General features: G+C 58.6%; 8 protein-coding genes and 1 pseudogene. 3 read left to right on the forward strand and 6 right to left on the reverse strand.

Annotated elements, in window-relative coordinates; genetic code table 11:
• Positions 1-1,688 (forward strand): annotated as a pseudogene (locus tag FEM54_RS11045) (hypothetical protein); the annotation flags it as partial.
• 58 nt (positions 1,689-1,746) lie between these two features.
• Here FEM54_RS11045 and efeO (FEM54_RS11050) read toward each other — a convergent pair.
• From efeO (FEM54_RS11050) to efeU, 4 genes are read right to left on the reverse strand one after another with little or no spacing between them, the layout of a single operon-like run.
• A complete protein-coding gene (efeO, locus tag FEM54_RS11050; protein WP_138450865.1) occupies positions 1,747-2,565 on the reverse strand; it encodes an iron uptake system protein EfeO in 819 nt (272 codons plus the stop codon).
• Positions 2,566-2,590: 25 nt separating this feature from the next.
• Positions 2,591-3,907 carry an iron uptake transporter deferrochelatase/peroxidase subunit gene (efeB, locus tag FEM54_RS11055; RefSeq protein ID WP_099549838.1) on the reverse strand — a complete coding sequence of 439 codons (1,317 nt, stop codon included), beginning with the start codon at positions 3,905-3,907 and terminating at the stop codon, positions 2,591-2,593.
• A gap of 14 nt (positions 3,908-3,921) precedes the next feature.
• Positions 3,922-5,124 (reverse strand): iron uptake system protein EfeO, encoded by a 1,203-nt coding sequence (gene efeO, locus FEM54_RS11060; RefSeq protein ID WP_138450867.1) that lies wholly within the window; start codon positions 5,122-5,124, stop codon positions 3,922-3,924.
• Between the two features lie 10 nt (positions 5,125-5,134).
• Entirely contained in the window at positions 5,135-5,980 is an 846-nt protein-coding gene (efeU, locus tag FEM54_RS11065; protein WP_138450869.1) for an iron uptake transporter permease EfeU, read from the reverse strand.
• A gap of 167 nt (positions 5,981-6,147) precedes the next feature.
• Here efeU and FEM54_RS11070 point away from each other — a divergent pair, with 167 nt between their 5' ends.
• Together FEM54_RS11070 and FEM54_RS11075 are read left to right on the forward strand one after the other, a co-directional pair.
• On the forward strand, positions 6,148-7,167 hold the full coding sequence (locus tag FEM54_RS11070) for an AraC family transcriptional regulator (protein ID WP_017135539.1): 1,020 nt from the start codon (positions 6,148-6,150) through the stop codon (positions 7,165-7,167).
• A gap of 131 nt (positions 7,168-7,298) precedes the next feature.
• Positions 7,299-10,724 carry a hypothetical protein gene (locus FEM54_RS11075; protein ID WP_138450871.1) on the forward strand — a complete coding sequence of 1,142 codons (3,426 nt, stop codon included), beginning with the start codon at positions 7,299-7,301 and terminating at the stop codon, positions 10,722-10,724.
• Between the two features lie 216 nt (positions 10,725-10,940).
• Here the strand turns inward: FEM54_RS11075 and FEM54_RS11080 are convergent, their stop codons facing one another.
• A complete protein-coding gene (locus FEM54_RS11080) occupies positions 10,941-12,356 on the reverse strand; it encodes an efflux transporter outer membrane subunit (protein WP_138450873.1) in 1,416 nt (471 codons plus the stop codon).
• Positions 12,353-12,783 (reverse strand): efflux RND transporter permease subunit (locus FEM54_RS11085; RefSeq protein ID WP_138450875.1); only part of this gene is annotated, 431 nt, incomplete at its 5' end. The genes FEM54_RS11080 and FEM54_RS11085, both read right to left, overlap by 4 nt.

Genomic DNA, 12,783 nt, shown 5'->3' on the forward strand with positions numbered 1-12,783 from the left:
CCGCAGGGGATTATCGGGCGGCCGCGCAAGCGTTTGCTGACCGCCAGAGCAGTACTGTCGCGGCCTTCCAGAGCCTGACAAGTGAGCCACCTTCGCAGACGAGCCTATTGATTGATCAATTGGTTCTGTTGTTTCCCGAAATGACGCGGGATGAGATCGCCAAGATCAAGTTGACGCTGGTGACCGACAAACCGTATGACGCCAGAAACGAGGGCCACCTGGAAACACGTACCCCGTTGTTGACCGAGTTGATCCTTGCCGGAGAACCTGAGGAGGACCCTTTTTTCGTGGCTCAGCAGTGGGTGAATACGCGACTTTTTGGCGAGAAGAAATACGCATTCACGCACCCCACTATCTCCCAGGAAACCTTTGAAGAAAGAATCAAGAAGCTTCCACGTATCAAGCCGCTGGTAGCGCCGGCAGTGGACCAATACCTGGCCGACAGTCGTCGCGCACAGGGAACGGTGATCAAACTGATGATCGCCAATGCACCGCTGGATGTACGCACAGGGTTGGAGTCCGGCGATGTGGAGATTTTCACGTTGCGTGAGGAAACCGGGGAATCCCTGGCACAGGATCAGGGGAGCGACTCGAAGGTGGTCGAAAAGAGGGCCAAGCAGGGTGTGTTGTTGCGCTACAAAAACAAGGGGCCAGAGGGAGGCTATACCTGTCTCGAAATGTTCCCGGGGTCCATGAAAGTGTGCAAGCGTAACTTGCTGTTCTCTACGTTAAAGTTGGACGGGGTGATTGAAAAGGGGACGGTCCCGTATGGTCCTTTTGCCAATGTACCTGCGGACTATCGCAAGGCAACACAAGTAGATTTTGACCTTCAGGCCTATCAGACAGGCAGCGAGCTGCGTCCCGGCGTGCGAACCAAGGCCATTATCGAAAAGTTCGGAGAGACGTTGCCGGGGCAGAGTTCGTCGAGGTGGGCCAGCAGCACGCCAGGTGCTGTGCCTAACAGTTGGGCGTCGAAAAAAACCAACGATATAGCCAGGGCCATCGTCAACGCTACGTTCGATGTGAAGCGCGAGACGCTGTTGGAATACGCCAACGCGCCGACAACGCTACAGAGAAGACGCAGTTATCCGTTTGATTCCGGAAAGGTCTTTACCCGTGAAAACCTCAGGATGGTATTAAGCCTGATCCCATTTGTGGGGGCGATTGCCGATATCGCCGACGGCAACATTGGCGCAGGCCTGAAGGGGCTGGTGATCGACTTTACTTCCTTTGCGTTTACCGGTGGGTTACGTGGCTTTTTCAGTGGGTTCAAAACGGTTGTGCCGTTCGGCAGTCGTGCGTTTACGATGACCGCGCTGAAGGGCGGATCGAAAACGTTGCGCGGTTTGTTCAACCCGCTGGACGGGGTTTTTGATGTGTTCAAGATTGGCCCCAAAGCCCTGGGGGCGGCCAGGCAGGTGCTCAGAGGCGAATTGGTTTGTGTGGGGCCAGGCTTTTTTCTGACGACCACCGCCTTTGAGAAATGCCGTTGGGGGCTTGGGGCGTATGACGCGTTAGCCCCACGGCAGGCGAGCGGCGCTTACCCAGGAAGCCAGCTGGGCGTGAGTCGAAGTTGCCCGACATATGCGGTACAAATAGACACTAAATGGTATGCGATTGATCCGGTAACGCAGATACCCACTGGAGCGCCAATTGAAGACTTCAAGCCCGACGCACCGGTGAACTAAGCACCAATAGGCCCCGAGCCGTGCCTTGCGGTATGAATGCATGGCTCGGGGCTTTTAATCAGTTCAGACCCAACTTGCCGCGCAAGGTCGACAGGTCCTCAGCCAAGGTGTTGACCGGGCCCACCAGGGCCTTGCGGTCGGTTTCCTTGACCTTGTCGTAGGTCTCATAACCGCCGTCCTTGGTTTTGTACTTGGCCAGGATCTTGTCCACGGTGGCAAAGTTCTTGTCGACTTTGGCCAGGAAGACTTTGTCCTGCTTTTCGATCTGGCCACGGAACAGGTCGACGATTTTCTTCGCGCCGTCGATGTTGCCCTGGAAGTCATACAGGTCGGTGTGGCTGTAACGGTCTTCTTCACCGGAGATCTTGGTGGCAGCCACTTCTTCCAACAGTGCTGCTGCGCCGCCGACGACTTTTTCCGGTGGGAAGGTCAGGCCATCCACGCGGGTTTTGAGGTCGTTGACGTCGGTGTTGAGTTTGGCGGTCAGCGCTTCCAGACCTTTGGTGGTCTTTTCGGAGAACAGCACGTATTCGATGCGGTGGAAACCGGTGAAGTCTTCAGCGGTCACGCCTTTCTCGTGGTCGTCAACACGCGAGTCGATCGAAGCGTCGAGGTCGCTGAACAGCTCGGCGATCGGCTCGATGGACTCATAGTGCACGCGGGTCGGTGCGTAGAGCTTCTGCGCGGTGGCCAGGTCGCCTTTGTTGATGGCATCGGTGAACGCCTTGGTCTGGGTGACCAATTCGCCGATTTCTTCGGTGACGTAGATCTTGTAGTCCGACACCGGGCCTACCAGGTCCAGAGGCGCGGTGGCGGCGAAGGCTGCCAACGGTGAAAGGGTCATTAGCAACGACAACGCGATAGTCGACTTCTTCATGGGGCTTTTCCGCTCTGGGTTTGTTTTAGGTCTTGGCAGTGGTTTGAGAGTGCGTTGCAGCGAGCAGCGTGCGGCCAAGGAAGTCCTTAGGCCCCGTCACCCCAGGCAAGGTGAAGAAGTACCCGCCGCCAACCGGCTTGAGGTATTCCTCCAGGGGCTCGCCGTTGAGCCGGGTTTGCACACTGATAAAGCCTTTCTCCAGGTCAGCCTGGTAGCAGATGAACAACAGCCCCATGTCCAGCTGACCGTTTTTGTTGACGCCGTTGGAGTAGTTGAACGGCCGACGCAGGATCAGGTTGGCCTGTGTCTGCGGGGTGCGCGGGTTGGCCAGGCGGATGTGCGCATCGAGCTTGGTCAACTTGCCTTGCGGGTCTTTGCTGTAGTCAGGTACTTGGGTTTCTTTGTCGCCATCCATGGGCGCGCCAGTCGGTTTGATACGGCCGATGATGCTTTCCTGTTCCTGCAGCGGCGTGCGGTCCCAACGCTCGACGAAGTTGCGGATGATGCGCACGGCCTGGTAGCTGCCGTGGGCGGCCCACGCCGGTTCGTCGCTGCCGGGCTGCACCCAGACGATCTGGTCCATCGCCTTGGCATCGTTGGAGTTCGGGTTGGCCGAGCCGTCACGGAAACCGAGGAAGTTGCGTGCGCTCTGCGCCGGTTCACCGGGTTTGGCCGGTGCCTGGGGCGGTACGCTGCCTTCCTGTTTCCAGCGCACCAGCAGCAGGTCGGGCAGGTTCTTCACGATGTCGCGCAGGGCGTGGATATTGGTGTCCGGGGTGTTCGAGCTGAATTGCAGGCTCAGGTCGCCGTGACACTGCGCGGGTTCCAGCGCATCGTTGGGGAAGCCGACCATGCGGCTCAGGCGCTTGGGTTTGGCTGCCGCCAGGCCGAAGCGCTCATCGAACAGCGATTCGCCGACCGAGACGGTGATGGTCAGGTTATCCGGCGTGACCACCGGGCCGAGGATTCCGGAGTCGGTGGGCGGCAGTTTCGGGTCGACTTGCGGCACGGTGCCGCCGGTCATCAGAAACGCAATGCGCTCATTCAAGGTGCGGAACAGGCGCTCCAGGTCTTCGCGATCGCTGGCCAGCACGTCGAAGGCGACGAGCATGCCGCAGGCCGGGCGCGGGGTGACGATGCCGGTCTGGTGCTGGCCGAAAAAGTCGTGGTGGTCCTGGGTCTTGTCACTGCGTGGTGCGGTGGTGACTTGTTCGGCCGCAGCGGCCATGGCCGGGCAGGTCAGGGTGCTGCCGGCAATCGCGGCGCCGGTGGCGGCCATGCCCAGCAGGACACGGCGGCGCTGTGCTGAAAAGTGTGCGGAAAACTGTTCTGAATCACTCATGTATTAGGTCGTCTTCACTGCAGGCCGGAAAGGCCAAGGGCGGGGTCGATTCCATCGAGTGCAACGGCCAGAGCCTTGGCCTTGTCGGCGATCTGCTTGCGTTGATCGGCCGTGACGCTGTCGTAGCGGCTGTACTGGCCGTCGACTTTAAAACTGTTGAGTTGGGCATCGAAGGCATCGAGCGCGCTGTCTATTTTTGGCAACAGGTCCGCCGCCGATTTGGTCAGCAACGGGCGCATCAGGTCGACCACCTTGCGGGCGGCCACCAGGTTGGCGGCAAAACCGTTCAAGTCGATATGGCTGTAGCGTTCCTCTTCACCGCTGGCGGCACGCAAATCCGCCAGGCTGTTGAGGTTGCGCACCACAATGCTGACCAGTTGTTCCGGCGGCAGTGATTGCGCAAGCAGCTGTTGCTTGAGGGTGGTGACGTCAGTGACCAGGCGCTCGGCGATCGGGCCGAGGCCATCGAGGCTGCGCTGCTGGAACAGGCTGTATTCGAGGCGGTGGAAGCCGCTGAACGCAGGGTCTTGCTCGCGTTTTTCGAAGTAATCGGCGCGGGCGTTGATCGCGTTGTCCAGCTCGGCCAGACGTTGCGCGGCGGGAGCCAGGCGCTGATACGCTTCACGTGCCGGCACATACAGCGCTTGCGCCTGGGCCAGGTCACCGGCGGCAATGGCTTGCTGCATCGCGGTCACGGCCTTGACCAGTGCACTGCCTTGGCCGCTCAGGTACACCCGGAACTCCGACAGCGGGCCGATAAAGGCCACCATCGACGGTTTGGCCTTGGCCTGGGCATTGGACTCGGCGGTCGGGGTCACATGCAGCGTGCCGCGCGGGTTGCTCAGCAAGCCGCAGGTGATCGCATAGTCGCCGGGCAACAGGTTGGCGTTGATCACCTGGCTTAGGCCCGGCGCGATATTTTCGCGTTCTTCAATCACCAGCACGCCGTCGAGGATTTCCCATTCCACCGCGCGGTCGGAGCGGTTGATGATGCGAAAACTCGCGCGCCCGGCGGGCACGCTGATTTCATTCGGCTCGCAAGCGTGAGCGTGAATCGTCACGGCGATTTCATTGTGGTTGGTCTGACGCTTGGCGGCAGCCAATTGCGAGGCGTAATAAAACAGCGCACCGGCGGCGATCATCACCACCACCGAGCCGGCCACTGCCCAGCGCAGGGCGCGCGACGGCGGTGCCGGTTGAAGGGTTGGGTTGGACAAGAGACGGTCCTTAATGGCTGGAAACGGAAGAAGGTTTGGCGACAGGCTTGGCAGGGGCCGAGGGCAGGAAGAACATCACCAGCGCCACTACCAGATAAATTAGATAGGCACCCAGGGTGCTCACGGTCGGCGCTTCCTGGTAGCCGAACATCCCGGCGAGCACCGAACCCAACGGGCTGTCCATCGGCAGCACGGCGCTGAAGTCGAACAACACGGTTTGCAGGTGGTTCCACACCCCGGCTTCATGCAGCGCCTGCACCGAGTTGGCAAGAATGCCGGCGGCCACCACCAGGATGAACAGGCCGGTCCAGCGGAAAAACGCGCCGAGGTTCAGGCGCATGCTGCCGGTGTAGATCAGGAAGCCGACGATAATCGCCAGGATCAAGCCGAGCAGGGCGCCAATCGGGGCGCCCGGACCTTCGCTTTGCTGGAACACGGCGAGCAGGAAGAACACGGTTTCCAGACCTTCACGGGCCACGGCAAAGAACACCATGGCGATCAGCGCGATGACTTGGTGCTTGGAGCCGGCCAGTGCATGATCCAGAGAGTCGTGCAGGGAATGCTTGATGGAGCGCGCCACTTTGCGCATCCAGAACACCATGGAGCTGAGGATGCCGACGGCTCCCAGGCCGACGATACCTTCGAACAATTCCTGTTGTTTCTGCGGGAACTCCGCACTGACCAATTCCAGGCCGCCACCAACCAGCAGGGCCAACGCAGCGGCCAGGAACACGCCGATCCACACGGCGGGCATCCACTGGCCACGGCCGGTCTGTTGCAGGTAACTGGCAATAATGCCAACGATCAATGCGGCTTCAATGCCTTCGCGCAGCATGATTAGAAAGGGAACGAGCATTCGGCACCGCATCAAGGCTGGATAGGATGCTAATTTGTAACATAATGATACTCATTACTAAACAGCCAATATTGACCTTTGCTGAACTGCGGCTGAACGGTGGTGGCGAATCGCAACCGCCCTTATGATGCATCCCATCTTTTGCAGCATTGAATAGCCCGATTCCCATGGCGGAAAAAGACACCATCTCTATCCATCTTGTGCGCGAAGCCTTGCTGCAGAGCTGCGCGCCCGGCACGGCCACGGTTGAAGCCTTGAGCAAGGTCGGAATAGACCCGGCGCTGCTCGAGCAGCCCGACGCTCGCGTGCCCGCCACGGCCTACGCACGCCTGTGGCGCTTGCTGGCGCGGCGCATGGACGACGAGTTTTTTGGCATGGACCCGCGCCAACTCAAGTCCGGCAGCCTGGCGTTCCTGTGCCGCGCCGCGATGGCGCAACCGAGCCTGGATGCCGGCCTGGAAACCGGCCTGGGTTTTTTGTCGCTGATGTTCGAGCAGATGCCTGCACAGCTGGTGCGCCAACAGAGCCTGGCAGAAATCGTCTTGCTCGAACCCGAACCCAAACGCGCGTTTACCTATTTCACCTACTGGATGATCGTCCACGGCGTCGCCTGCTGGCTGGCGGGTCGGCGGATTCCGATACTCGCCATTGAGCTGCGTTGCCCGCAGCCGCAATTCTGTGATGACTATCGCGTGATGTTCTCCGACAACCTGCGCTTTGATCGGCCACGCACGCGCATGATCTTTTCCGCCGACTGTCTCGACCTGCCGATCAAGCGTAGCCCGGAAGAACTCAAGCGGTTCCTGGCGCATGCGCCGGCCAACATACTGGTCAAGTACCGCGACCCGGCGAGCCTGGCCAATCGCATCAAAAATGATCTGCGCCATATGCCTGCCAATACCTGGCCCGAAACCGAAGGCTTGGCGGCCAACCTGTGTATATCGGCGTCAACCTTGCGTCGCCGCCTGGCAGATGAAGGGCAGACTTATCAGGGGCTCAAGGATAGCGTGCGCAAGGAACTGGCGATTGTCTGGCTTGCCGAGGCCGATATCAGTTTTGTTGAAATTGCCGTGCGCCTTGGATTTGCTGATGTCAGCTCATTCTACAAAGCCTTCCGCAAATGGTCCGGCTCAAACCCAGGGCACTACCGCAGCCTGATTCTGAGTGACGCGTTGCCGTCTTTGTGACGCAGGCTCATGCGTTGATTAGCAGGAGGTAATGTGTACATACACTTGCTGCACTGCGCTTCAGAATAAGCCGATCCGTTTCGAAGGGGCGGCTCTCAGATTATTAGGCTCCTTTCTCTGGAGTACGTCTAATGAGCTTATCCCGTGTTGATACAGGCAACAGTGCGCTCTCACGCCAATCAAATCCGTCACCCGGTGAGCTGAACCTGGCGACGTCAATCGGCCAAACGGACAAGCTGGCGGTTGCCGTTAAACCAACCGCTGAAGCTGACGCTGAACTGGCCACCCTGCTGAGTAGCGGGCACCAAGACGATTGGCGCTTTCAAGATTTGTCGCCAGAGACGTCGATTGGCAAATGGATGGGCCACTTTGTTGACGCGTGGAACGCGCCGTCCTTGCAGGCTTGGGTAAGGGCGCAAAATTTCGTGATGCCTAGGTTTCACATAGTGGGGTCCACCCTGACGGTACAAGCGCAAGATACCGGTAAAATCACTACATTTACCCCGTCTGATGGCAGCGGTTGGTGGCCGATCGGACGGCAGGTGATTGCCAGTGCTGCCATGCTTGATCCGCAAGCAAATGGCCTGAGCAACCCCGGAACCAGGCTTTTGCCCGCTGAGATTGCGGCGTTCTACGGCGTTCGCTGGCCCATCAACAGTACCGATGCCGACGCTCTCAAAGCCAACGGTTTTCCGGTAAAGCCTGTTGAGGAAGACCCCCTGCGGTCGCCTGAAATGCGCAAGCTGGCAGAGCGTGAGTTCATGGATGTAGAAAATGAAAGCGCATTGATAAATACGCTGCTCAGTAAGCTCAAGGACAAACCAGACAACGAGGACATCGACCTCAGAGCGATTTCCCAGGACATTGCACCGGGTTCGTCACTTGGGATTGCCAATCGCTCGGGGCTCAGAATAGTGAAGCGCTTGATGCGCGATCCTCTGATGGCACCCATCTTGAGCGCAAACCGCACAGGCGTGAATCCCCAGGTTCGGCTGGAGAATGGGCAGTTTATGGTCAGCGCCAACGGCACATCTGGACCGTGGCGCAACGTGACGGAGCAAGTTCTGGCCCATCCCACGCTCGCGCAACTGCTCGACAGTGCCATTCAGCAATCGGAAGCAACTGGAAAAATAATCAGATCACATTCAATCGGCGATGTATGGCAATTGCTGCGCTATGCAACGTCGAGCGAATTACCGGCCGTCATGACTGCCAGCGACTTGCGCAACATTGTGAATTGGAAACTCAACCCGCTACCACCAGAACCACCACTTGGCAGCTATGCCCGTAATTTTCTGGAAGATCAGCAATCACCTGATTCCCTGACCGAGGGGCAACGTATCAGAGTCCGCCGCTCAGCACCCGGCAACAACATACCCCCACAGTTGACACTGCTTGATTGCTCACCCAAACCCTGGGCAGGCCAGAGCCCGGTATCCATCCGCCAGAATGCCGACGAACTCATTAGCCAAGCGTTGACTCAAGGTGCAGGACTGAGGCGCTGTGAGCCCATTCTTGCTGCACTTAAAGACGACGGGGCAGAGGTGCGCGGGAAGGCTTCGCCAAGCTATCGCAAACAGCTGATCCTTACCCGTGATCTGCTGATCATAGATCCAACGCTGGGTACGCAGCGCAATCATATCGGCGGCTACAACCTGTACTCGGCATCAAACGCAGGAAAAACCCTGTTCGAGGTGCGTACTGAGCTTGAACAACACCTGGCCAGAGAAAAACAACTGCCCCTCGAGCAAGCCATACTGGTCACGCATGCATTGTTGTCGACCGTCGCCCCCGAGTTTCTGGTGAAGGGCGCGGATACTGTACGTGTGGGGACGTTGCCACTGGTCAGCCTGCGCGTCCACACGGCACTGGCGGAAATGGCATCTCAAGGCAGTTCGCGGCTGATGAGTGTAGAACAACTTGGCTCTCGTGCCTTACTGAGGCCGGTCTCGCCTGAACACGAACAATTGGAAGCAATGCACTGTGCCGGACCGATATACGATTGGGCCTTGGCCCAGGGGGTCGTGACCGAGGAGGATGATTACTCACCCACAGCGCTGAATGCCGCGGCAATTGCTTACAACAAGCGCGTGGAGGACAGTGGGCTAGTGGCCGCCAGCCTTGATAAGGCCAGCTCATTACTTAAAGCCCGCACGCATGTAGGTGAACAGGAATTGGAGCGTGTTTGCCCTGGCCAGAGTGAGTTCTTTAGTAAAAGGACGGTACTGTTCAAGCCCAGTTCTTCAGTTGTTAACGCTGTACCCTTGAGCAACATTGCGAACTCAGCCATCAACGCGTGGAAACCTGATACCACTGTCCTTGGGCTTGCAGCGGGGCCTTGTTCAATCAAGGATTTATACTTGTCAGGCGAGTTGACGGCTGAAAATATAAGCACGAAAGAATGGAACTTTATCAACCCTTCAGATAAAACCGCGTTCGAGGCATTGAAGAATCAACTTGTAAAGTTGAAGCCGATCGAAAGCGTGTTTCTATTGCCCGTCGTGCAGGGAATTACAAGCTTGGCAACCTATCAGGGCATTGCCACGAAAATGCTGATGAGCGAATTGCCTGTTGAAGACAGGCGAAGGTTAGAGTCTGGCGAAGTCACCGTCTATGGCGCTTCGACTCAAGAGGGCGACCTCAATCAAGAAGAGGCTCAGCAAAAAATCGGGCCTGTTCTATTTCTCAGAGATGCGTCGGGCGCCAAGTGTTATGAGTTTCTCCCCGGCTCTAACCGCTACGCAGAACGCCCGGAACTGGTCGACGCCATGACGTTTATGAGTGATTCGGGTACCGATTCCTTCGGGAAAATCATGCGCCGGCGCCTAAGCTCGACACTGCCGGTTGATATTGAGGTCGTCGCGCACTTTCCCGCGCCGCCTAAGCGTCAGGACGCTTCAGCGGGCTTGCCCAATACCTATTCATCGACACGAACGGCTGAAATTCTTAGAGCCCTGCAACTGGAAAATTTGCTCGTCGACCCCTTGCTGCTGATGAAGCAAGCTGCAGGCACGACGTATAACGAAGCCGTTCAGAAGCGTTTGGATGCTATTGATAATTTCGTCATCAATACCCTGATTCCGTTCAAAGGCAATATCGAAGAGCTCGCCTCAGGCGATCGCCGTCGTGTTGCCGTGGGCGCTATTGGGCTGGGCTTGGAAATTGTAGGTGCTCTGTTTGTGGCCGCCAGTGCCGTCAGCGCGGTCGCAAAGGCAGGGTCGATAGCTGCCAAGTTAGCCGTTGTGGGTAAAGCAGTGCTGTCGATGTTTAATCTACCGGGGGCAGTGGCAGGCACGGCGAAATCCTTGTTTCGTCTCACCGCAATGGGCGTCAGAAGCGTGGGGGTGAACGTCCCTAAATCATTAGGGAAAGGACTCTCTGATTTCAGAAAACTGGTGTGTGGTAGCAAAAAAACCGCGACATTAATCAGGCTATCGCCACGCGAGCGTACGGGCAAAGAAGTCACTAACTTAGTGGGAAACATCGGATTGCCAAATACGGTTAACGGCACGATAGATTTTGCCCAGCAATCACCGCCCAAGGCGTCTGAAGGCTGAATCGTTTCTAAAACGTAACCACTGTTGTTTCGAGCAGGGATGCTCATCTCTCGCTGGTTTGACCCCGACTCTGCGCGCGCCCCGACAACTGTCGCCCTCCTGCACGACCGAGCTGAAAGCCTCACCTCAAATCATCAGCAAAAAAAAGCCCCGCGACCGAATGAGCCGCAGGGCTAAAAATTGGCTGGATGCGACCAACCAAAGGAGCTCGTTACATCACTTGCTGCTGGCGACGACCGTGTCCGGCTGCCAGCCACCGCCCAGGGCCTTGTAGATCGCGACGATGCCGCGATACAAGTCCACTTCGGCCTGGGCCTGGGAGTCTTCAGCCGCCAAGCGCTCACGTTGCGCATCGAGCAGCACCAGGAAGTCCACGGTGCCTTCGCGATAACGAATCGCGGCGAGGTCTGCGGCAGCGCGGCTGGATTCACTTTGACGAATCAGCGAGACCAGGCGCTGCTGGCGTTTGCCGTAATCACTGAAGGCATTCTCCGATTCTTCCAACGCCAGCAACACTTGCTGCTCGTACGTCGCCAGGGCGCCATCGGCTTCGGCATTCGCACCGCGCAACCGTGCACGCACGCTGCCTAGGTCAAAGGCGGCCCAGGTGATGCTAGGGCCAAGGGACCAGGCATTGGCGGCAGCCGAACCGATCTGCGAACCACGCCCGGCGGTAAAGCCGAGGAAGCCGCTGAGGCTGACCCGTGGGAACAGGTCGGCCTTGGCCACGCCGATACGCGCGGTGGCGGCGGCCAGTTTGCGTTCGGCGCTGAGAATGTCCGGGCGACGTTGCAGCAACTGGCCGGGGTCGCCGATCGGCAAGGCCTTGGCAATCGCCGGCAGGTCTTTGGGGCTCAGGTCCACGCTCAGCTTGTCGGGGCGCTGGCCGAGGAGGGTGGCGATGCGGTTACGCTCGCGGACTTGCTCGGCTTGCAGTTGCGGCACGCTGGCTTCAACGGCGGCCAGGCGTGCGTCGGCGCGTTCCACATCGAGCTGATCGCCCACACCGGCATCACGCAGGCTCACGGTAATGGTGCGCGATTCCTGCTGGTTCTTCAGGTTGTCCAGAGCAATGCGTTCACGCAATTGAGCGCCGCGCAGTTGGCCGTAGGCGTCTCCCAGTTCGGCAATCATGGTGACTTGCAGTTGGTACAGGTCGGCTTCGGCGACCTGTTGGTCCGCATCGCTGGCTTCCAGGTTGCGACGGATGCGGCCGAACAAGTCGACTTCCCAGGCCATGTCCAGGCCCAGGTCGTAGCGCTCGCTGTTGACGCGTTTGGTGGTCTGGCCCGGGATCTGGCCTTTGCCCACGTCGCTGCTGGCGCGAGAGGTGACGACCGGCATGATGTCGGTGGCCACGTCATCACGGATGGCGCGTGCCGCCCGAAGACGGGCGAACGCCACACGCAGGTCGCGGTTACCGCTCAACGACTGGGTGACCAGTTGGTTGAGGGTCGGGTCCTCGAACTGCTGCCACCAGATGCCTTCGTACTTGGCGTGGTCATAGCTTTTGGTGTCGGCGGCGGCCGTGATATTGGCCGCCTCCAATTTTTCGGTTTTGTAGTCCGGGCCTACGGCACAGGCGCTCAGCGCCAGTACCAGCAAGCTCGGCAAAAATACTTTCACGCTCATTGCTGTGTCTCCAGCTTCAAGGCCTTGGCCGCTTTGCGTGCTTCGCCGCGCTCCACATAACGACGGATCAGTACGTAGAACACTGGGGTCAGCAACAGACCGAAGAAGGTCACCCCGATCATCCCGGAGAACACCGCCACACCCATGGCATGACGCATCTCGGCACCGGCACCGCTGGACAACACCAGAGGCACCACACCCATGATGAAGGCGAACGAGGTCATCAGGATCGGCCGCAGACGCAAGCGGCAAGCTTCCAGTACCGCGGCCAGCGGATCGAGACCTTCCTGCTGTTTATCCTTGGCAAACTCGACGATCAGAATCGCGTTCTTACACGCCAGGCCCACCAATACGATCAGGCCGATCTGGGTGAAGATGTTGTTGTCGCCACCGGAGATAATCACCCCGGTGATGGCCGACAGCAGGG

This window comes from Pseudomonas edaphica, assembly GCF_005863185.1.
In the GTDB taxonomy this organism is placed as follows: domain Bacteria; phylum Pseudomonadota; class Gammaproteobacteria; order Pseudomonadales; family Pseudomonadaceae; genus Aquipseudomonas; species Aquipseudomonas edaphica.

What these genes read in the sequence shown, in the direction of transcription:
- FEM54_RS11075 (WP_138450871.1), top strand. Translation starts at nt 7,299, where the DNA reads ATGAGCTTATCCCGTGTTGATACAGGCAACAGTGCGCTCTCACGCCAA.
- FEM54_RS11070 (WP_017135539.1), top strand. Translation starts at nt 6,148, where the DNA reads ATGGCGGAAAAAGACACCATCTCTATCCATCTTGTGCGCGAAGCCTTG.
- FEM54_RS11080 (WP_138450873.1), bottom strand. Translation starts at nt 12,356, where the DNA reads ATGAGCGTGAAAGTATTTTTGCCGAGCTTGCTGGTACTGGCGCTGAGC.
- efeB (WP_099549838.1), bottom strand. Translation starts at nt 3,907, where the DNA reads ATGAGTGATTCAGAACAGTTTTCCGCACACTTTTCAGCACAGCGCCGC.
- efeO (WP_138450865.1), bottom strand. Translation starts at nt 2,565, where the DNA reads ATGAAGAAGTCGACTATCGCGTTGTCGTTGCTAATGACCCTTTCACCG.
- efeU (WP_138450869.1), bottom strand. Translation starts at nt 5,980, where the DNA reads ATGCTCGTTCCCTTTCTAATCATGCTGCGCGAAGGCATTGAAGCCGCA.